Here is a 21,920-nt window from a genome sequence, read left to right on the forward strand (position 1 = left end):
ACATTATTTTTAGTAATACTAATAGAGACAGATTATAGAGAGTTAATCTATAGTCTGTCTTTGTTTTTGTAGCATTTTATAGTACAATGAAGGATATGAAATAATAAGGGGCACATAAATAGATGATAATAAAACGCAATATTATGCTCATCGGTTCTATGGGAAGTGGCAAAAGTCATTTCGGTCGTAATCTTGCAGAACGCAAGGGATGGCAATTTGTAGATACTGATCGCGTATTAGAAGGTCGTTTTGGGTTGCCTATTGCTGAAATATTCAAGAAAATTGGAGAAAAAGCATTCCGTCGTGCTGAAATGGATGTACTTAAAAAGGTATGCTTATACCATGAAGCGGTTATATCTGTAGGTGGTAATTTTCCGATTGAACATCGTACGTTAAAAGTATTAAAAAAATACTCATATATTATTGGTATTCGCGCTGCACAATTTCGTATTGTGAGCCGTGTAAATCGCCGAATTGGGAAACGGCCAACTATGGATTACAATAATGTACATGCTTTTGTACACGCTATGATACAATCCTGGAAACCAGTATATAAGCAGTGTGATTTTGTACTAGATACAACAAATGGTCGGACCTATGATTTTATGCAACGTATTGAAGATGAATTAGTTGCTTCAGGCGTGCAATTTAAAGCAAGACGTCAACCCAATGATATGAACAATGGAGATGATAAAGAATCATCTCAAGAACTAAAACTAAATAATTCTGTTACTAGAAATACAAATGATAGTAGAATACCTAAGAAAATAGAAGCTCATAAACGAACTTCTCAAACATTAGGTTCTAATAAGGTAGGATCTAATACATCTTGCTGTGATAAACGTCGTAAACAGAAGACGTCTAATCAGAAAGGTAAAGGACGTAAGTCAGAAGCTATATCCAAACAACATGCACCACAAGGGGGGAATGGATATGAGAAGAGTCGCAATACTAACAAGCGGCGGAGACGCACCTGGCATGAACGCCGCCATCAGAGCGCTAACTAGAAAAGCAATACATGAAGGTTTTGAAGTGTTCGGCGTTGAACGTGGCTATTTAGGCATTATGGAAGAGCAATTTATTCCTTTATCAAACCGCTCTGTGGGAGGCATTATTACTCAAGGTGGAACGATGCTAAAAACAGCTCGTTTTCCAGAGTTCCAAAATGAGGATGTTCAAAAAAAGGCCTATGATATATTGAAGTCTCATAGTATCGATCACCTTATTGTTATCGGTGGTGATGGATCTATGCGCGGTGCTACCAGTTTAGCGAAATTAGGTATGTCCACAATGACTATTCCTTGTACTATAGATAATGATATGGGTGGTACTCAATATACTATAGGCTTTGATACGGCGCTCAATACTGTAGTTGATGCGGTTGGTAGAATTCGTGATACTTCTAATTCACATGAACGAGTAGCTATTGTCGAAGTAATGGGACGTAAGGCAGGTCATATTGCGCTTAAAGCTGGACTTGCATGTGGTGCAGAAATTGTACTCGTTCCTGAAAATCCTATGCCTTTACATGAGGTATGCCGCCATTTAAAGGAGACACAGATTCGTGGTAAAGAATATAGTGTGATACTCGTTGCAGAAGGTGCTTATAATAGTGGGGAAGTTAAATCCTATATTAAGGATTATACGGAATTTGATCCGAGCTTGACCGTATTGGGTTATTTACAACGCGGTGGCGGTCCATCTGCATTTGATGCTATTTTAGCGGCTCGTATGAGTGAAACCTGTATTGAGTTATTAATGAATGATACAGATAATCGATTATTGGGCTATATAGATGGTCATATTCGTCCTATTTCCTATCAAGAGGCAGAAAGTCTTAATTTCCCTATCAATGATAAGGACTATACACTTTTATCAATCTTAAGCAGTTGATATTATCTAATGACCCGAAAGGGTCATTTTCTTTTTATCATCATTTATTCATTAATGAAATTATATTGCATAAAAGTAATTGGTGCTGTATAATTTAAAAATACTAATAGTATCATCATAAATAGATACTTTATTGGCGATATCTTCATCTTTTTATAAGGAGATTATAATGAAAGAATTCTTACAAAAGCATCGTAAACGCATTATTGCTGGTGCTGTTGTTCTTTGTGTTCTTGGTGGTGGTACATACTACTACATGCATAGTGAAGGTTCTAAGCAAACACAAAACTTATATACTACTGGTAAGGTAGAAAAGGGTGATGTAAAAACAAGTATTAGTGCTACGGGTACTATTAACCCTGTTAATTATGTAGACGTTTCTACGAATGTAGCTGGTAAACTTGAAAAAGTTTTAGTTAAAGAGAATGATCAAGTTACAGCGGGTCAAGTGATTGCCTATATTGATACACGTCAATTACAAGCCTCTGCAGATGATGCTCGTGCTGCACTAGCTAAGGCAGAACTTGATATGAACCGCTATAAAGCATTAGCCGATCAAAATGCTATTGCTCAACAAACCTATGATGATTCTGTAACAGCTTATGAACGCGCAAAATCTACGTATGACCGTGCAGCAGCAGATTTAAATGATGCTACTATTACGGCGCCAATGTCTGGTACTGTTATTGGTACACCTTTGAAAGCTGGTCAAACTATCAGTACTGGCATTTCTACACAAATGATTATCGCTACGATTGCAGATTTAAGTGATTTAGAAATTTATCTAACTGTAGATGAAACAGATATTGGTAGTATTAAACAGGGTGCGAAAGTAGAATTTACAGTAGACTCTAAACCAGGTGAAACTTTCACAGGTTACGTGTCTGAAATTGCAAAAGGTACAAAAGGCAATATGGGCGCTACAAGCAATAGCGTTGTGTACTATACCGTAAAAGTTCAAATTCCTGAAAATATTTCTAATAATTTCTTACCATCTATGACGGCTCGTGCAACTATCTTTGGCGAAGATATTAAAAATACATTGGTAGTACCTCTTACTGCAGTGCGTACAGATAAGCAAGGGGAATATGTATATGTTATTAAAGATGGTCAACCAGTACGTACAGCTGTTTCTACAGGTGTAACTGGTGATACTAATGTACAAATTCTAAAAGGTTTATCTGAAGGTGATGAAATCATCGTAAGTGGTGATGTAACAGCACCTAAGAATAATAGCCGTGGACCGTTCTAATAGTAGGTGAATATGAATCAAGCAGTAATCGATATACAAGGGATTACGAAGACCTATGTAAACGGTAAATTATCGGTACCTGTTTTACATGGTATCGACTTACAGGTAAACAAAGGCGAATTTGTGTCTATTATGGGTCCATCTGGTTCTGGTAAATCTACCTTTATGAACATACTTGGTTGTTTAGATAGACCAACAACAGGTTCATACCGACTAAATGGCGATGAGGTTGCTACCTTATCCGACGATGAATTGGCCTTTGTACGAAACAAACAAATAGGTTTTGTATTCCAAAGTTTTAACTTATTAACAAAATTGACAGCGTTAGAGAATGTGGCGCTCCCTATGATTTATGCAGGGATGGATAAAAAGTCACGTAATGAACGTGCCGCTGCATTGTTATCCTCTGTTGGCCTTGGGGATCGTATGGATCACTTGCCATCTGAGTTATCTGGTGGTCAGCGTCAACGTGTAGCCATAGCTCGTGCGTTAGCGAATAATCCGGCTATCATCATGGCCGATGAACCGACAGGTAACCTTGACTCCAAGTCGACTATTGATGTTATGAATATCTTTAGAGGTCTCTATGATGAAGGGCGTACAATTATCCTCGTTACTCATGAACCTGAAATTGCAACCTATGCAAGTCGTAATGTAGTATTGCGTGATGGTTTGATTGTAGAGGATTCTCAAAATCTTAATATGACGCCTGTACAGGAGGTGCCACATGTATAAAGAGAGTTTCTTAATGGCATGGGCATCCCTCATTGCTAATAAAATGCGTTCCATTTTAACCATGTTAGGCATCATCATCGGTGTAGCTGCCGTAATTGCCTTAGTATCTATTGGTAATGGTGTAAAGCAAGATATTCAAAACTCCATCTCTAGCTTAGGATCTAATCTATTGATGGTTATGCCTGGTGCACCGCGCACACCAGGGGTTCGACCTTCTGCAGGTTCTATGAAGTCTTTAAAGGTTTCTGATTACGAAGCGATTTCAAAATTGGATGGTGTAAGAGCTGCCAGTCCGATGACAAATGGTTCGTATGTAGTAATTTATCAAAATAAAAACTGGACCACTTCTGTATCTGGTGTTAGTTATAATTATTTAGATGTAAACAATTGGTCTATGAAATCTGGTCGCTTCTTATCTGAAAAGAATGTACAGAATCGTGAACGTGTGGCAGTAGTAGGTAAAACAGTTGTTAAAAATCTATTTGGTGATGAAGATCCAGTAGGTGCAGAAATTCGTGTTAAAAATATTCCGTTCCGTATCATTGGTGTCCTTAATAGTAAGGGCAGTGGTGCTATGGGTAATGACCAAGATGATATGGTTATTATCCCGTATACTACAGCCATGGAACGGGTAGAAGGTGTTGATTATCTTCGAATGATCTACGTAGTAGGTAAGGATGAAAACGGTATCGATCGATTACAATCCGATATTGAAAACCTGTTGCGCGTACGTCATGGAATCAAGGATACTAATCTAGATGATTTCAATATTCAGAACATGAACTCCATCATGGAAACTATGGAGGAAACTACAGGAACATTAACATTATTCCTTGGCGCCGTAGCTGCTATCTCTCTCGTTGTTGGTGGTATCGGCATTATGAATATTATGCTCGTATCAGTAACAGAACGGACAAGAGAAATTGGGGTGCGTAAGGCTTTAGGTGCAACTTATAGTGTTATCGTTACACAGTTCCTTATCGAGGCTGTTGTTATCAGTCTGATGGGGGGCATCATAGGTATTGCACTCGGTATAGGGGCCTCTAAGTTAATTGGTATGGCTTCAGGCATGAGTACAGTTATATCTATACCAACTATTGTAATGTCTTTTGCCTTCTCTATGGCAATTGGTTTGATCTTTGGTATTTATCCAGCTCGCAAGGCGGCAAAACTTAATCCAATTGATGCATTACATTATGAATAGTCTTGAATTGTAAGTGTGTATTTTAAGAACATACTAATAAATAGATAGAGTTATTCGCATATGGTGCGTTGCATGATACAATATGTATGATGTAACGCACCATTTTTATATGCTTGTATGTAATTTGTGCTATATACATATGAAAATTTCATGCAAGCAATTTGTAATAAACGGGGTATGTAGATTACCTAATCTACGGGTAAGTATATTGAATGGAGAACCTTATGGCTACAACATTGTTAGAATATTTCAACGAATTACGAAATCAGAATCCATTTTCTTGGGTAAAAGATTCTGAAATTACAGCAGTTGAACCAGGTCATGCAGAAATGACCTTACAAACAAATGATACAGAGTATTGTAATTTCCGAGGAGACTTGCATGGCGCTGTTTGTATTGGTTTAGCAGATAGTGTAATGGGGACCGCTTGTTTCACATTGGGCAAATCTGTTAGCACTATTGATCTTAATGGTAACTATGTAAAAGCTGTTAAGGGTGGTACTGTATTGCGTGGTGTAGCCAATGTAGAGCATAATGGTAAAACGACTATGGTTGCTACAGCACGTATCTATAATGAATTAGGTGAACTTGTTCACTTGGCACGTGGTACATTTTTTGTACTAGAAGAGAAGTCATTACCTGAATTACCATGGCGTTTTATTGAAGAAGACAACCCTGATTTGGTATAATATAGTTTGGACTTTTAAATATAGGAGGATGCTTTAATGGAACAAGAATTACAACGTCTTAAGGCAGAAGCCCTTGAGGCTATCAAAGGCGCTGCTGATCAACAAGCGTTGCAAGATATACGTGTAAAATATCTAGGTAAAAAAGGTGAGGTAACAGCATTACTAAAAGGTCTTGGTAAATTATCTCCTGAAGAACGCCCTAAGGCTGGTGCTCTTGTTAATGCGGTTCGTGAAGCATTAGAGGCTGAAATTGATGCCGTTAAAACTCGTATGGAAACAGAAGAGTTAAATGCTCGCTTAGAACAAGAACGCATCGATATTACATTGCCAGGTCGTGCACAAAAAGCTGGTCATATTCATCCATTAACTAAGGTTAATGAAATGATTGAGGACTTCTTCATGAAAATGGGGTATACCGTTGAAGAGGGGCCAGAAATTGAACAGGATTACTTTAACTTCGAATGCTTAAACTTGCCTAAAGACCATCCTGCACGTGATATGCAAGATTCCTTCTATATTACAGAAAACTTCTTATTGCGTACGCATACATCTCCAGTACAAGCTCGTACAATGCAACGTCATGAGCCTAATAGCCCAATCCGTATGATTGCGCCTGGTAAGGTTTATCGTTGGGATTATGATGCAACACATTCCCCAGTATTCCATCAAGTGGAAGGTCTCATCATCGATGAGCATATTACATTTGCTGATTTGAAAGGCACATTAGAGTCCTTCTTGCGTCATATGTATGGGGATGAAACAAAAGTACGTTTCCGTACAAGCTTCTTCCCATTTACAGAACCATCTGCAGAAGTAGATATTTCCTGTGTAATGTGTGGTGGTGAAGGTTGCCGTGTATGTTCTCATACAGGTTGGCTTGAAATCTTAGGATGCGGTATGGTTCATCCTGATGTATTGCGTATTAATGGGTACGATCCTGAAAAGGTTAAAGGCTTTGCCTTTGGTATGGGCGTAGAACGTATTGCTATGCTTTTATATGGCATTAATGATTTACGTCTATTCTTTGAAGATGATGTACGATTCTTGGAACAATTTTAGGAGGAACTCATGAAAGCAAGTTTACAGTGGATGAACGAATACGTGCCTGTGGATATGAATCGTCCTGCTCAAGAATTGGCCGATGAATTAACACAAGCAGGGATTCCTGTAGAAGATGTCATTGCTATGGATAATGGCATTAAGAAAATTTATACTGGTAAAATCGTAGAAATCACGAAACATCCAGATGCAGATAAATTACAAGTATGTCAAGTTGAATGCCTTACTGAAGAAGGTGAGCCTGTTACAAAACAAATCGTAACAGCAGCCACAAATGTAGCGGTAGGTCAAATCGTACCTGTAGCGTACCATAAATCTCGCTTAGCTGATGGAACAGAAATTAAAAAAGGTAAATTGCGCGGCGAAGTATCTGAAGGCATGTTCTGTTCTGTTGCAGAATTTGGTATCTCCAGCGATTTAGTATTGCCAGAAGAAGCACAAGGTATTTATATCTTTCCTGAAGGCACACCAATCGGCCTTGATGTAAAAGACGTGTTGGGCTTAAACGACACAGTATATGAATTTGAATTGACTGCTAACCGAGCAGATTGCTTCTCCATGGTTGGTTTATCCCGTGAATTCGGCATGATGACAAATCAAAAAGCTTTATTCCCTGTTATCATGGTTAACGAAAATGGTGAGTCCATTGAAGGCAAAGCATCTGTATCTATCGAAGCGGATGATCTTTGTACACGATTCATGTCTCGTATCGTTACAGATGTAAAGGTTGAGCCATCTCCATTGTGGATGCAAAATCGTTTGCGTAACAGCGGTATTCGTCCTATTAATAATGTAGTAGATGTAACAAATTATGTTATGTTAGAACTTGGTCAACCTATGCATGCTTATGACTATGACCATGTAAAAGGTCATCAACTAGTGGCAAGACGTGCTAAAAATGGTGAAGTTCTTGTTACACTTGATGGTTCTGAACGTGAATTGAATGACTCTATGCTTATTATTGCCGATGCAGAACGCCCAGTAGGTGTAGCTGGTATCATGGGTGGCTTTGATAGCGAAGTAACAAATGAAACGACTACTGTTATGCTTGAAGCTGCTGTGTTTAATGGACCATCCATTCGCCGCACTGCAAAAGCGCTTGGTATGCGTTCTGAAGCATCTGGACGTTTTGAACGTGGCGTAAACCATAAATACACTGCCTATGCTATCGACAGAGCAGCACAGTTGTTGCAACAAATTTGCCCATCCTGTAAAGTTGATGTAGGCATTATCGATGTGTACAAGAACCCTGTAGAGCAACATACAGTTACTTTCACAGCAAAACAAATCAACGATTACTTGGGTACAAACATTGAAAAAAACGAAATGGTTCGCATTTTGACTGCTCTTGAATTCGTTGTAACTGAAGAAGGGGACCAATTATCTGCCCTCGTTCCAACATGGCGCGGTGACGTAACAGTAATGCCTGATATCGCTGAAGAGGTAGCTCGTATTTATAACTATGATAATATCGCTCCTACAATTCCTGTAGCCGTATTGTCCTCTGGTGGTATGACGCCTAAGAAAGCTCTTACGAAAGAGGTAACACATACGTTAGCTAAATTGGGTATGACTCAAATCATTACATTTAGCTTTATGCATAAAGATGGCCTTTCCAATATGATGCTTCCTGAAGGGGATAGCCGTTATACAGCCATTCCAATTTTGAATCCTATTTCCGAAGAATTCCCTTATATGCGTACTACATTGGTGCCAGCTGTTATCGAAGCTGCCAAACGCAATATTGCGCAACAAAATAAGGATCTTTGGTTGTTTGAAACAGCGAATGTATATGAACCAAAAGCATTGCCTTTGACAGAGGTACCTCATGAAAGCCCTATGGCTTGTGGTATCTTGATGGGCAAAGCAAACCAAGCTGGCTGGAATCAAGCAGAACGCACTACAGATTTCTATGATGTAAAAGGTATCGTAGATGCGTTGTTGGCTGAACTAGGTGTTAAAGGCTATGAAATTAATCGTGGCACTGAACCTTACTTCCACCCTGGTGTAAGTGCTCAATACGTAGTTGATGGTAAAATGATTGCTCAATATGGTGAATTACATCCACAAGTGAGCAAAAACTTTGATTTACCAGGAAAAGTATACATGTTTGAAATCGATTTGGAAGCAGTATTATCCTTAACGATTCCAGCATTCCGCTATACATCTTTCAGTAAATTCCCAGGTACTAGCCGTGACCTTGCTATTGTGGCACCTGTGTCCGTATCTAGTGGTGAAATTTTATCTATCATTAAAGAGCATGGTGGCGAATATTTAGAAAGTGCATCTATCTTCGACGTTTACGAAGGTGAACATATCGAAGCTGGTTACCGCAGTCTTGCATACAACTTGCAATTCCGCTCTATGGAAGGCACGTTGAATGATGAAGATATTGATGGTAACATTCAAGCTATTATCGATGCATTAGCAGAAATTAACTGCAGATTACGTTAATCTCAAGCAGTATATTGAAAGGGTTTACCATATGGTAAACCCTTTTAGTACTATAGTTATACCTTTAGTTAGGTAGAAAGGATTATCCATGGAATTATTGGCTCCTGCCGGTACGATGGAAAACTTTATAGCCGCTTTAGAATCTGGGGCTGATGCTATTTATCTTGGCGGTAAAGGCTTTAATGCTCGTGCTCATGCAGCAAACTTTGGCATTGAAGAACTGGCTGAGGCTATTCGTTTGGCTCATATTTTAGATGTGTCCGTATATGTAACCGTAAATATCCTCATAGGTGATTCCGAATTAAAGGATCTCGAGGCGTATTTAAAGGACTTAGAGCGCATCGGTGTGGATGCTATTATCGTTCAAGATTTAGCAGTTGCTAAACTAGCTCAGCGTGTGGCTCCTAAACTTCACTTGCATGGCAGTACGCAGATGACGGCGGCTACATTAGATGCTGTTCGTTTTTATGAAAGCCTCGGTTTTACCCGTGTTGTATTGGCTCGTGAATTGAGCCTTCCTGAAATTGAACATATTTGTAAAAACTGTACAGCTGAAATCGAAGTCTTTGTACATGGTGCCTTATGTGTGTGCTATTCTGGTCAATGCTTGATGAGTTCCTTTATCGGTGGTCGCAGTGGTAACCGTGGTGCTTGCGCACAACCTTGCCGGTTGCCTTATGAACTATTGGATTCTTCTGGTACTAGTTTGCTACCTAAACACGAAGCCTATCTATTAAGTCCAAAGGATCTTAACTATAGTGAGCATATGAATGAGCTCGTAGCTGCCGGTGTTACATCCTTTAAGGTAGAAGGACGTATGAAGAAGGTTTCCTATGTACGCCAAGTTATTGGGACTTATCGCCATATTTTAGATACGGCTCATATGGATGCTGCTGATGCCGATGCATTGGCATCTGGGTTTAATCGTGGCTTCTCTACAGATTACTTAACAGACCATGTAGGGAAATCTATGATGACTGTTGTAGCTCCAAATAATCAAGGCAAATTAATTGGTAAAGCAGAGGTCAAAAAAGGACAAGTTCATTTATTCCTAACAGAACCGATTGAAAAAGGATCACTTTTAAAGGTAATGCAAGATTCTGGTAGTATTACGTATTATCAAATTGATCAAAATTGGTCCTTAATGGATGAAAAGCATTTTGTAGGCAAACCTGATGAAGGGTTTGCAGCGGGACAAGTATTTTTAGCATCTACGCCAAAATCTCAAAAGCAACGAGGCTTACAAGATTTTAGTGCTAAATTAGAGGTACATGGTTATCTATCTATTAATACAGACCGAGAACAACCTTGCACAGACCTTACCTTTGTATTGAATGATGGGCGTACTGTGACTGTATCTAATGAGTTTGAACCGGTTTATGCTAACAATAAACCGACTACATTAGAGAAGGTTACTGACCAAGTAGGTAGATTAGGCAATACATTGTTTACGCTTGGCTCTATGTCTATTCCTGATGGACCTTATATGTGGCCAGCTAGTGTGTTAAATGCATTGCGCCGAGATGCTGTAGAAGCGCTAGAAAACTTACTGATTACAGACCATGAAACGGCTTGGGCTGAGCTGGCTGTAGAGCCTCAAGATATGTCATCTATGGTTGCTAAGGGTAAGGTTCAATATTCTGAGCCTATGGTGAGTGCTCGCGTTGATGAACTAGAGGCTGTGAAAGCAGCTATTGAAGGGGGCGCTAAGAAGATTATCTTCGGTGGTGACCGTTTACAACGTAAACCTTATGAACTTAGCATCTACGGGCAGGTAGCTAAGATTTGCAAAGACTATAATGTACTCTGTGTATTTGCTACGCCTCGGGTCGTGAAAGATGATGAAGTAAAGGCGTATATGAATACCCTTGAGGCCATAGTTGAGGCGAAACCGGATAGCATTTCTATTCACGTCCCTCAAGCGTTATTGTGGCTTCGTGACTTAGGGTATACAGGTGCTATTGAAGCCGATACAGGCCTTAATATATTTAATGGCTCTTCCTTACAAGTATGGGAAGATTTACATATGAGTAGCATAGCGCCATCCTTAGAGTTAACCTTGGCACAACTTGTTAACTTGCAAAAATCTACTAAATTGCCATTAGAAATAATGGTACATGGTTACACAGAAATGATGATTTCCGAATACTGTGCCATTGCAAGCTTTGTGGGCACTGGTAAAAAGGAAAACTGTCCTATGCCATGTGTAAGGGAGGACTATGCATTGAAGGACCGTAAAGGGGAAGTGTTCCCATTGCGTACCGATCCTTATTGCCGTATGCACATCATGAATAGTCATGAAATGGACATGCGTGCCTATGTGCCAGAGTTACATCGAAAAGGGCTACATATTTTGCGCATCGATGGTCGACATATGGATCCACATCGCTTGCGTACTATCGTAGCAGATTATGTATCCATTCAAAATGGAACAAAAGAGGCTCCGCCTAAGAGTGTAGGTAAAGATGATACACCTATTACAAGGGGCCACTATTTTAGAGGTATTTTATAAAAGAGGTAGTACATTGTTTAACGAAGATGTATTAGACTTTCACCATATAAAAGAACAATTACAACAACACTGTAGTTCTACCATTGCTAAAGAATTAGCTATGCACATCGAACCTATGACAGATGCGAAAGCCATTCAAGAGAACCTTGATGAAACGGCGGAGGCAATGCGTTCTTTGCAAACTGAGGTAGAACAACCGTTAGGCGGTACGCGAGATATTCGTGAGTCCTGTAAGAAGAGTCGTAAAGACTTTGTCCTTACTCGTGAAGCATTGTGGGATATTTATTTAACCATTGGTGCTTATAAGCGCATGACAAAGTTTTTTAGAACGAAATATATGGAATATCCTTTACTATCCTTATGGGTACAGGATATGCCAAATACAGATCGCATTGAAAATCGCTTTAAACGCGTTTTTGATGAAAAAGGGGAATTGCTTGATACAGCATCTCCTAAGTTGGCGAGCCTAAGAAATACGATTATTAAAACTCGTGAAAAGATTAAAAATGATATTCAAGCTATCTTACACGACAAGGATAATCAGAAGTATTTCCAAGAAACAATCATTACACAGCGTAACAATCGCTATGTAATCCCTGTAAAACAGGAATATCGCCAATATTTTGATGGTCTTATTCACGACCGTTCTGCAACGGGTCAAACACTCTATATTGAACCGATGCGCTTGGTGAATCTAAATAATGAATTACAAGAGGCATTGATTGGTGAAGAGCAAGAGGTATTGCGTATTTACCGTGAATTATCAGCCCTTGTAAAACAACATAGTAATGATTTGATGGATGCTTGTGAAAAGATATCCCACATCGAATTTGTATATGGTAAGGCGAGCCTTGCTATTTCTTATAAGGGTGTACCGGCCATCTTGAGTACTGATAGAACTGTCAATCTCATGAGAGCTCGGCACCCATTAATCCCACCGAATGTGGTAGTGCCTACAAATATTCAATTAGGTACATCGTACCGTATTTTATTGATTACTGGTTCTAATACAGGCGGTAAAACAGTATCCCTTAAAACATTAGGGTTATTGAGTTTAATGAACCAATGTGGTCTATTTATCCCTGCAGACCACGGCTCAATGTTGCCTATATTCCAAAATATCTTTGCCGATATTGGGGATGAACAAAGTATTGAGGCTAGCCTTAGTACGTTCTCTGCTCATATGACACAAGTTATTTCCATTATTAAACATTGTGGTCCAAATGACTTGGTATTACTGGATGAACTTGGATCCGGTACAGATCCAGAGGAAGGTAGTGCACTTGCTGTATCTATCCTTGAGTTCTTCCGTAAAAAAGGTGCCCTTATGATGGTAAGCACCCATTATAATGAGCTTAAAAACTATGCATACCATACAGAAGGAATCGAAAACGGCCATGTAGAGTTTGATGAGCGTACGTTAAAGCCAACATATCGACTTCATATCGGTGTAGCAGGTAGTAGCCATGCATTGAGTATTGCGGCCCGTTTAGGTTTGCCAAAAGATATCGTAACGCGCGCTGCAGAGTATAAATCTCAATTTGGTAGCCATGAAATGGAAGAAGTTCTTTCAGATTTGAATGAGCAACTTCGTAAGGCATCTGAACGGGAAAGAGCCTTAAAGAAAGAGCTTGATGAAACACGTCGCATGCGTGGTCAATTAGAGAAGGAAAAGAAACAGTTTAACGAAAAGCGTAAACAAATCTTAGCCAAAGCTCAAGCTGATGCAGAATCTATGAAACGTAGCTTACGCGTCGAAGGGGAAGCGATTATCAAGCAATTGAAAGCACAATTCTCTGAAACAAATAAGGATAAGCGTCAATCTGCTATTAATGCTGCACGTAAGGGTATCTCTAATGTACATATACCAGAATCTCCAGTCGATGATGATCGTAAATCTTTGACTGCAGATGCTATTAAGGTAGGCCAAGCAGTATATGTTACATCTTTGCGCTCATTAGGTACCGTATTAGCTATCAATGGCAATCGTGTGAATGTAGATATTAATGGACTAACAGCTACTGTAAAGGTTAGCGAATTACAATCTACTACACGTGAAGAAGGAAATAAGCTTGCACGGGAACAAAAAGCAGCTATGCCTAAAACTAGAAAACGTATGGGGGGCTCTGCCGTACAACGCCAAAAAGAGGTTCGTACTGAAATCAATATTCTTGGACAAACGGTAGATGAAGCGACAGTTTCTGTTGGTAGATTTATTGACCAAGCCTTGCTTGGTGGTGTTAATCAAGTGCGCATTATTCACGGTAAGGGGACTGGCGCATTACGTGAAGGTGTACATCAATATTTGCGTACCTTACCGCATGTAGCTCATTTTGAAACGGCAGGCTATGACGAAGGTGGTGTAGGAGCTACCAATGTAGTTCTGAAATAAAGCTACACAATAGTGATATAGTTATATATAATACAGTAAATTATTATCGTATATCAAATTGGTTATGGGGTATAGCCATATACATATATAGAAATAGAAGAGGTAGTAAGTTCTTAGAACTTACTACCTTTTTACGTAAAAGAAAGAAGCGGAACACATGTTCCGCTCCTTTAGAGTATGAGATTAACGATCTTTTTTACTAGACTTTTTACTTTTCGATGAATTAGATTTCTGTTCAGTTGCATCATCTTTTGAGCCACTGTCATCTTTTACAGCTTCATCTTTCGATTTGTCTTTATCGTCTTTTTTGTCTGCTTTTTCGTCCTTAGCAGCTTCTTTTTTAGGCTGTGCTTTTACAGGATTATAATAACCTTCAGAAACAGCTGCTTGAGCGCTAGCTGGTACATTAAAGTCGGAAGCAGGGGTATTGGCTAATGCGGCCGACATAAATTGTCTCCACATTACAGCTGGCGTTGAACCACCAGTAATACCTAATGTTTCAGATCCGTAGTCATCACCAATCCAAACAGCAGCAACTAAATCAGGCGTATATCCAACGAACCAAGCATCTTTTTCATCATCTGTTGTACCTGTTTTACCAGCTGCAGGTCTACCGATAGCAGCATTGCCACCAGTACCACCATTAATAACAGATTCTAACATATCAGTGATGATAGCAGCATCTTTTTCTTCAACGACGCGCTTTTCTTGGATGGAATTTTCTTCCACTACTTGTCCGTTGCGGTCCACGATTTTTATGATTGCTGTAGGTTGAACCTTGACGCCACCATTAGCAAGTACGCCATAAGCTTCAGCCATTTCCAATGGTGAAACACCATGAGTTAAACCACCAAGTGCTGTTGATAAGTTGTTATCTTCATCAGTTAAGGTAGTAATACCCATCTTCTTAGCTAAGTCGATAATCTTAGACATACCTACTTCATCAGCAATTTTTACAGCTGGTACGTTACGAGAATGTTGTAATGCATAGCGGTATGTAATATTACCCTCAAAGTTTCGTTCATAGTTTTGAGGACGCCATCCATTAAAATCAACAGGGCTATCATCAACAATGGACCCTGGAGTTTTACCAGATTGAATAGCAGCTAAGTAAACGAATGGTTTCATAGCAGAGCCTGGTTGACGTTCCGCTTGTGATGCACGGTTAAAGGCATCATCTCCACGACCACCGACCATGGCAACGATATAACCATTATGTGGATTCATTGCTACGATAGCACCTTGTGGTTGGTGTAGACCATTTTGGTCAGTATACATAGTTGGTAGATTTTGCATTGCTGCAACAGCAGCATTTTGCGCATCCATATCGAGAGTGGTATAAATTTTTAAACCATCTTTGTAGATTGCATCATCGCCATATTTTTCAGAAACTTGTGCAATAACATAGTTAATGAAGTAAGATGCATTAGATTTTTCATGCGTTTGTTCTTGTTTTGCCACTAAGCCTAAATCTGCTTGACGTGCTTCATCAGCTTGCTCTTGTGTAATGTAACCGTATTTAACCATTTGGCCTAATACAACAGCTTGACGTTTTTTACTAGCTTCCAAATCATTGAATGGAGAGTAGTAGTTAGGACTTTGTGGTAAGCCTGCAATAAGTGCTGCTTGGGCTAGCGTTAATTGGCTAGCATCCTTACCAAAGTATACATGAGCTGCAGATTGTACACCGTATGCACCTTGGCCAAAGTAAATTTGGTTCATGTACATTTCAAGGATTTCATCCTTCGTGTAATGTTGTTCAATTTTAAGTGCTAGCAATGCTTCAGAAATTTTACGTTTAAATGTTCTGTCTTGAGATAAGAATGCATTACGCGCTAACTGTTGAGTGATTGTAGAACCACCTTCAGATACGCCACTATGAACAATGTTAACCCATACAGCACGCAAGATACCAACAGGGTCGATACCGTGATGGGAATAGAAGCGAGAGTCCTCAGTAGCAACAAAGGCATTTTGTAAATCCTTTGGTACATCTTTTAAAGGTACAGGTAATCTGTTCTCTGTGGAATGAACCGTTGTGATAAGATTACCATGGACATCGTAAATTTGAGACGATGCAGAAGGACGTACATTGGATACATCTGGTAGGTTAGACAGTGTAGCACTGATGAAACCACAGCCACCTCCGGCTACGATGAGTATAAGGAGAAGAGCACAAATCCAAAATAGACGCTTCGGACTTGTTTTCTTCGGTGTAGAGCCGCTACTATTAGAACGGCGGCTACTTCTCGCATTTGAGTTATTACTCATAGAGTCACCTCTTTTTTCTTTTGTTAGTAAATATAACGTAAATTCTATTACGCAGTTATAAATATTATATCATAAAAGGGTTAAAACCAATACTATATATATAATTGTGAAAGTTTTTAGATAATGGTATACTAAAACAATAGTATTTCGAGGAGGATTATCATGGTTAGTGCTCAAGAACAAGTGCGCCAAATTAAACACGGCGTAGCAGATTTAATTAATGAACAAGATTTTGTAAAGAAAATAGAAAAATCCATTAAGGAAAATAAACCTTTAGTTGTAAAATTAGGTTTGGACCCAACAGCGCCAGATATTCATTTAGGCCATACAGTACCACTTCGCAAACTACGTTTGTTCCAAGAATTTGGTCATCAAGTAGTGATCGTTATCGGCGGTTTCACTGCTCGTATTGGTGATCCTACTGGTAAAAGTGTAACTCGTCCACCACTTACAAAAGAAGAAGTATTGAAAAATGCTGAAACCTATAAAACACAAATCTTTAAAGTGTTAGATCCTGAAAAAACTATCGTCCGCGACAATAGTGAATGGCTAGAATCTATGAATTTTGCTGATGTGCTTCGCTTGGCAAGTTCTTACACTGTAGCGCGTATGATGGAACGCGATGATTTCAATAAACGTTTCAAAGAAGGTCGTGCAATCGGTGTTCATGAATTTATGTATCCATTGATGCAAGGTCAAGATTCTGTAGCATTACATGCTGATGTTGAATTTGGTGGTACAGACCAAACGTTCAACTTGTTAATGGGTCGTCATTTACAAGAATTAGAAGGTCAAGAACCACAAGTTGTTATTACAATGCCATTGCTTGAAGGCCTTGATGGTGTTCAAAAAATGAGTAAATCTTTAGGTAACTACATCGGTATCGATGAAGAACCTAAAGAAATGTATGGTAAAGCAATGTCCATTCCAGACGAATTGATGATGCGTTACTTCATGCTCGTTACAGACATGCCAATCGAAGAGCAAGAAGATATGGAAAAACGTCTTGAAAGTGGTGAATTACATCCACGTGATGCTAAAATGCAATTAGCTCGTACCATCGTTCGTTTGTACCATGGTGAAGAAGCTGCTCTCGAAGCAGAAGAAGAATTCAAACGCGTATTCCAACAACGCGCGTTGCCTACAGATATTCCTGAATACGCTTTGGATGCGCCAACAGAACCAATCTTTGTACCGCAATTCTGTACAGATGCTGGTTTGACTGCCTCTAATGGTGAAGCACGTCGCTCCATTAAAGCTGGTGCTTTTAAAGTAAATGGAGAAAAATATACAGAAGAAAACCTTACCCTTGAAGAGGGCATGATCGTTCAAGTAGGTAAACGTAAATTCGTAAAAATTAAATTTAACTAATATAAAACTGTGATGGGGTAGAAACCTCATCACAGTTTTTTTGTCCATTTTCTTTATAAGATTTTCCTCTATTGTATCTATTAATAGTAACTCCAAAATTTAGGTACAAGTTAATGTATAATGAATATAAAAGATGAATATAAAAGATAAATATAAAAGATAAATATAAAAGATAAATATAAAATACTAATTTGATACATAAAAGATTTATATGGATATCATATAAATTTTACTATAAAGTAAGAGGACTATATATGGACAAGAAACTATCTAATTTCCTAGAAAAACGAGAACATACTGTTCTCACCGATATTGATGTTATAACTGCGGCCGTAGCCGTACCATTACTAGAAATAGATGGGGAAGACCATGTAGTGTTTACTGTACGCAGTAATAAGCTACGCCGTCAGCCTGGTGAAATTAGCTTTCCTGGTGGCCACTGTGAGCCTAATGATAAAAGCAGTGCCCATGCTGCCATGCGTGAATGCTCTGAAGAACTCGGTATAGATTTAGACAAAATAGAATTACTTGGTAATTTAGACTGCTTTGTATCTGCTATTGGGGTAAAACTATATGCCGTTGCAGTGCGATTACATACAAGTGATTTAAAACCAAATCCTGATGAAGTAGGAGAAGTGTTTACCGTACCTTTACAATATCTATTAGAGATGGAGCCAACTGTAGGTCATCTAGATATAGCTACAAGACCATTAAAGGACTTTCCATTCCATTTATTAGAAGGCTACAACATAGACTGGAAAATTAGACAAAACTACTCAGTCTATTTCTATCCCTATAAACAATACACCATATGGGGACTAACGGGGCGAGTGCTGAAAAACTTTTTAGATATCTATAGGGAGATTTATTTGCATAATAATCCTTATATAAATTGACAGATTTTAAATTAAGGTATACTATTTATGTGTAAAAGGTTTAATGTGTTGCACTAATTGACTAGGAGGTTCTCACATGAATCGCGAAACAGCATACGTACTTTGGTTTGATGAATTACAACGTGAAGATGTTAATTTAGTTGGTGGTAAGTCTTCTTCCTTAGGGGAATTGACATCCTCCACTAATGTACCTGTACCTTATGGTTTTGCTACAACTGCTCATGGTTATCGTGAGTTTATGAAAGCAACAGGTTTGGAAGATAAAATCCGCGCTGAACTTGATGCGTTAGATGATGTAGAAAATTCTGCATTATTGCGTGAAGTATGTGCTAAAATTCGCCGCATGATTTGCGAAGAAGAAATGCCTAAAGAATTGGCAGATGCTATCCGTCATGCTTATGAAGAACTTGGTAAAAAAGTAAACGAAGAAAATCCATTCGTAGCAGTTCGTTCTAGTGCAACAGCAGAAGACTTGCCAGACGCAAGCTTTGCAGGCCAACAAGATACATATTTAAATGTACGTGGTGCTGACGTTATCATCGAGAAAGTAAAAGAATGTTATGCATCTACTTTCACAGATCGTGCAACATACTACCGTGTAAAACAAGGTTTCGATCATATGACAGTAGCATTGAGTGCAGCCGTTCAAATGATGGTATTCTCTAAAGCCGCTGGCGTAATGTTCACTGTTGACCTTGTAACAGGTAACGATAACAACATCCTTATCGAAGGTTCTTGGGGTCTTGGTGAGTACGTTGTACAAGGTACAGTTACACCAGATAATTTCCATGTAGATAAAGATAAAATGGAAATTACAGATCGCATGATTAATGACAAAAATATCCGCTTAGTTCGTAAAGCTGACGGCGACTGTGTTGAAGAAGTTGTTCCAGCAGATGAAGCTAAACAACAAGTTATTACAGATGCTCAAGTTTTGGAGCTTGCTAAATACGCAAAAGCAATCGAAAAACATTATGGTTGTTACATGGATATGGAGTGGGGCGTAGATGAACGAGACGGTAAAATTTGGATTTTACAAGCTCGTCCAGAAACAGTTTGGTCCCGTAAAGAAAAACCAAAAACAACTGAAAAACCTAGCACATTAGATGCAGGTAATCGTGAAATTATTGTAAAAGGTTTGCCAGCTTCCCCTGGTAATGCAGCCGGTAAAGCTCATGTTATCATCAATCCTGAGGATATTGATGAATTCAAAGAAGGCGAAATCCTTGTCACAGCTATGACAGCTCCTGACTGGGTACCAGCAATGAAAAAGGCAAAAGCAATCGTTACTGATGCTGGTGGTATGACTTGTCACGCGTCTATCGTTAGCCGTGAGCTTGGTATTCCTTGTATCGTAGGTACTAAGAGCCGTAGCCATGAAGCAACAACATCCATTAAAGATGGTCAAATGATTACTGTTGATGCCACAAATGGTATCGTATACGATGGTGTATTAGAAGATATCGTTAAAAAGCCAGAAGCACAAGCTACTGCAAGTGTTGCAACTGAATATGTTCCTGTAACAGGCACTAAGATTTACATGAATTTAGGCAATCCTGATTTAGCTGAAAAACATGGTGTATTACCATGTGATGGCATTGGTCTAATGCGTGAAGAGTTCATTTGGACAACTTTCATTCACGAACACCCATTACATCTTATCGAAACTGGTCGCAGTGATTTTGCAGTTAATACATTGGCAGAAGGTATGCGTAAAGTGTGTCAAGCATTAGCTCCTCGCCAAGTAGTAGTTCGTTTGAGCGACTTCAAATCTAGCGAATACCGTGATCTCAACGGTGGCGACAAATATGAACCACATGAATCCAGTGCATTACTTGGCTGGCGTGGTGCAGCTCGTTACTATGATCCAAAATATACACCTGCTTTTAAATTAGAATTAGAAGCAATCAAAAAAGTACGTAACGAATTTGGTTTCAAAAACTTACAAGTTATGATTCCATTCTGCCGTACTATAGAGGAAGCTGAACTTGTTACTAACTTAATGGCTCAAGAAGGCCTTGTACGCGGTAAAGATTTCAAAATCTGGCTTATGGCTGAAATTCCATCCAATATAATCTTAGCTGATCAATTCAATAAATATGTAGATGGTTATTCCATCGGTTCTAACGACTTGACTATGCTCGTTCTTGGCTGTGACCGTGATAACGAAACAGTTCAACATATCTATGATGAACGGAATCTAGCAGTTCGTAGAGCGATTCGCCATCTCATCGAAGTGGCTCACAAAGATGGTAAAACTGTATCCATCTGTGGTCAAGCGCCAAGCGTGTATCCTGAACTTTGCGAATTCCTCGTGAAGAGTGGTATCGACTCCATTTCTGTTAACCCAGATGCGGTTGTGAACACTAAGAAAATGGTGGCTCAAATCGAACAACGAATTATGCTCGATGCTATGACTGGTCGTGGTCGTCAAGAAACTGATGACTTAACTTGGTAATCATATAGTGGTATTGAAGGAGGAGGCCCGTAGGTCTCCTCTTTTTCTGAATGGTAACTTAGGATATAATACAAACAGAGATGAAAGGGGGTTACCGTGTGAAACTGTCGAAACGACAAGAACAAATTGCTCAAATCGTTCGTGAAGAAGGGCCTGTAACGGGCAGTGCTATTGCTGAACATTTAGAGGTTACTAGATCTGCATTGCGTTCAGATTTATCGGTGTTAACTATGCTAGGTGTTTTAGATGCGCGTCCGAATGTAGGTTATTACTATGTGGGACTTTCAAAAGAAACACAAACGGCGGAGCGATTAAAGTCATTTCTGGTAAGTGATGTATTATCTCAAGCCGTTGTAGTCAACGGGGATACAAGTTTGTATGACACGATTGTTACTATATTTACTGAAGATGTAGGGACTATTCTAGTGTGTGATGATTCCTATTTAGTAGGTGTCGTATCCCGTAAGGACTTGTTGCGTGCCTCTATGGGGCAAACAGATTCGCACACAATGCCTATATCTATGATTATGACCCCTGTGAGTAAGGTTATAACTGTGGAGCCTACCGATACATTAGTAGAGGCTGCACAGAAGATGATAGATTATGAAGTGGATTGTTTACCTGTCGTCGTTCGCGAGGATGTGGAAAACAAGAAACGCCTAAAGGTTGTAGGCCGTGTATCTAAAACGACGGTAGCGAAAGTATTTTTAGAATGTAGCATACATTGAGGTTGA

Annotated in this window: 15 protein-coding genes; 14 read left to right on the forward strand and 1 reads right to left on the reverse strand. The window is 39.2% G+C overall.

Annotated features, from left to right (window positions below):
- Nucleotides 1–122 precede the first annotated feature (122 nt).
- The 10 genes from VEIT17_RS03845 (at nt 123) to VEIT17_RS03890 (ending at nt 14,190) form a co-directional block, all read left to right on the forward strand.
- Nucleotides 123–1,007: a shikimate kinase gene (locus VEIT17_RS03845; protein WP_178884797.1), complete on the forward strand. Its 885-nt coding sequence runs from the start codon at nt 123–125 to the stop codon at nt 1,005–1,007.
- On the forward strand, nt 979–1,893 hold the full coding sequence (locus tag VEIT17_RS03850; RefSeq protein WP_060924239.1) for an ATP-dependent 6-phosphofructokinase: 915 nt from the start codon (nt 979–981) through the stop codon (nt 1,891–1,893). Before VEIT17_RS03845 ends, VEIT17_RS03850 begins: the two co-directional genes overlap by 29 nt.
- A gap of 169 nt (nt 1,894–2,062) precedes the next feature.
- A complete protein-coding gene (locus tag VEIT17_RS03855; protein WP_105085731.1) occupies nt 2,063–3,145 on the forward strand; it encodes an efflux RND transporter periplasmic adaptor subunit in 1,083 nt (360 codons plus the stop codon).
- Nucleotides 3,146–3,157: 12 nt separating this feature from the next.
- Complete coding sequence (locus VEIT17_RS03860) at nt 3,158–3,880, forward strand: ABC transporter ATP-binding protein (RefSeq protein WP_005386312.1); 723 nt, start codon at nt 3,158–3,160, stop codon at nt 3,878–3,880.
- The gene (locus VEIT17_RS03865; RefSeq protein ID WP_178884799.1) at nt 3,873–5,084 is read left to right on the forward strand and encodes an ABC transporter permease; all 1,212 of its coding nucleotides are present in this window, start codon (nt 3,873–3,875) and stop codon (nt 5,082–5,084) included. The genes VEIT17_RS03860 and VEIT17_RS03865 overlap by 8 nt, the downstream gene beginning before the upstream one ends.
- 224 nt (nt 5,085–5,308) lie before the next feature.
- Nucleotides 5,309–5,773 carry a PaaI family thioesterase gene (locus VEIT17_RS03870; RefSeq protein ID WP_024061874.1) on the forward strand — a complete coding sequence of 155 codons (465 nt, stop codon included), beginning with the start codon at nt 5,309–5,311 and terminating at the stop codon, nt 5,771–5,773.
- Between the two features lie 36 nt (nt 5,774–5,809).
- On the forward strand, nt 5,810–6,832 hold the full coding sequence (pheS, locus tag VEIT17_RS03875) for a phenylalanine--tRNA ligase subunit alpha (protein ID WP_178884801.1): 1,023 nt from the start codon (nt 5,810–5,812) through the stop codon (nt 6,830–6,832).
- Between the two features lie 9 nt (nt 6,833–6,841).
- A complete protein-coding gene (gene pheT, locus VEIT17_RS03880) occupies nt 6,842–9,286 on the forward strand; it encodes a phenylalanine--tRNA ligase subunit beta (RefSeq protein ID WP_178884804.1) in 2,445 nt (814 codons plus the stop codon).
- An 88-nt stretch (nt 9,287–9,374) separates the two neighbouring features.
- Complete coding sequence (locus VEIT17_RS03885; protein WP_178884806.1) at nt 9,375–11,798, forward strand: U32 family peptidase; 2,424 nt, start codon at nt 9,375–9,377, stop codon at nt 11,796–11,798.
- Nucleotides 11,799–11,811: 13 nt separating this feature from the next.
- Nucleotides 11,812–14,190 (forward strand): endonuclease MutS2, encoded by a 2,379-nt coding sequence (locus tag VEIT17_RS03890; protein WP_178884808.1) that lies wholly within the window; start codon nt 11,812–11,814, stop codon nt 14,188–14,190.
- A gap of 183 nt (nt 14,191–14,373) precedes the next feature.
- Here the strand turns inward: VEIT17_RS03890 and VEIT17_RS03895 are convergent, their stop codons facing one another.
- Complete coding sequence (locus tag VEIT17_RS03895; RefSeq protein ID WP_178884810.1) at nt 14,374–16,461, reverse strand: transglycosylase domain-containing protein; 2,088 nt, start codon at nt 16,459–16,461, stop codon at nt 14,374–14,376.
- Between the two features lie 162 nt (nt 16,462–16,623).
- On the opposite strand from VEIT17_RS03895, the gene tyrS reads away from it, so the two are divergent.
- The 4 genes from tyrS to VEIT17_RS03915 all read left to right on the forward strand — a co-directional run bounded on the left by tyrS (nt 16,624) and on the right by VEIT17_RS03915 (nt 21,914).
- Nucleotides 16,624–17,832, forward strand: a complete 1,209-nt coding sequence (gene tyrS, locus VEIT17_RS03900) for a tyrosine--tRNA ligase (RefSeq protein WP_178884812.1) — start codon at nt 16,624–16,626, stop codon at nt 17,830–17,832.
- Nucleotides 17,833–18,086: 254 nt separating this feature from the next.
- Nucleotides 18,087–18,728 carry an NUDIX hydrolase gene (locus VEIT17_RS03905; protein ID WP_178884814.1) on the forward strand — a complete coding sequence of 214 codons (642 nt, stop codon included), beginning with the start codon at nt 18,087–18,089 and terminating at the stop codon, nt 18,726–18,728.
- Nucleotides 18,729–18,804: 76 nt separating this feature from the next.
- Complete coding sequence (gene ppsA, locus VEIT17_RS03910) at nt 18,805–21,186, forward strand: phosphoenolpyruvate synthase (protein WP_119207998.1); 2,382 nt, start codon at nt 18,805–18,807, stop codon at nt 21,184–21,186.
- 98 nt (nt 21,187–21,284) lie between these two features.
- Nucleotides 21,285–21,914 (forward strand): helix-turn-helix transcriptional regulator, encoded by a 630-nt coding sequence (locus VEIT17_RS03915; RefSeq protein ID WP_174683254.1) that lies wholly within the window; start codon nt 21,285–21,287, stop codon nt 21,912–21,914.
- The last annotated feature ends 6 nt before the right edge of the window (nt 21,915–21,920 follow it).

Source organism: Veillonella nakazawae, assembly GCF_013393365.1.
Classification (GTDB): Bacteria; Bacillota; Negativicutes; order Veillonellales; family Veillonellaceae; genus Veillonella; species Veillonella nakazawae.

Excerpts from the sequence above, each read along its gene's own strand:
- VEIT17_RS03845 (WP_178884797.1), top strand. The coding sequence starts at position 123 with ATGATAATAAAACGCAATATTATGCTCATCGGTTCTATGGGAAGTGGC.
- VEIT17_RS03850 (WP_060924239.1), top strand. The coding sequence starts at position 979 with ATGAACGCCGCCATCAGAGCGCTAACTAGAAAAGCAATACATGAAGGT.
- VEIT17_RS03855 (WP_105085731.1), top strand. The coding sequence starts at position 2,063 with ATGAAAGAATTCTTACAAAAGCATCGTAAACGCATTATTGCTGGTGCT.
- VEIT17_RS03860 (WP_005386312.1), top strand. The coding sequence starts at position 3,158 with ATGAATCAAGCAGTAATCGATATACAAGGGATTACGAAGACCTATGTA.
- VEIT17_RS03865 (WP_178884799.1), top strand. The coding sequence starts at position 3,873 with ATGTATAAAGAGAGTTTCTTAATGGCATGGGCATCCCTCATTGCTAAT.
- VEIT17_RS03870 (WP_024061874.1), top strand. The coding sequence starts at position 5,309 with ATGGCTACAACATTGTTAGAATATTTCAACGAATTACGAAATCAGAAT.
- pheS (WP_178884801.1), top strand. The coding sequence starts at position 5,810 with ATGGAACAAGAATTACAACGTCTTAAGGCAGAAGCCCTTGAGGCTATC.
- pheT (WP_178884804.1), top strand. The coding sequence starts at position 6,842 with ATGAAAGCAAGTTTACAGTGGATGAACGAATACGTGCCTGTGGATATG.
- VEIT17_RS03885 (WP_178884806.1), top strand. The coding sequence starts at position 9,375 with ATGGAATTATTGGCTCCTGCCGGTACGATGGAAAACTTTATAGCCGCT.
- VEIT17_RS03895 (WP_178884810.1), bottom strand. The coding sequence starts at position 16,461 with ATGAGTAATAACTCAAATGCGAGAAGTAGCCGCCGTTCTAATAGTAGC.
- tyrS (WP_178884812.1), top strand. The coding sequence starts at position 16,624 with ATGGTTAGTGCTCAAGAACAAGTGCGCCAAATTAAACACGGCGTAGCA.
- VEIT17_RS03905 (WP_178884814.1), top strand. The coding sequence starts at position 18,087 with ATGGACAAGAAACTATCTAATTTCCTAGAAAAACGAGAACATACTGTT.
- ppsA (WP_119207998.1), top strand. The coding sequence starts at position 18,805 with ATGAATCGCGAAACAGCATACGTACTTTGGTTTGATGAATTACAACGT.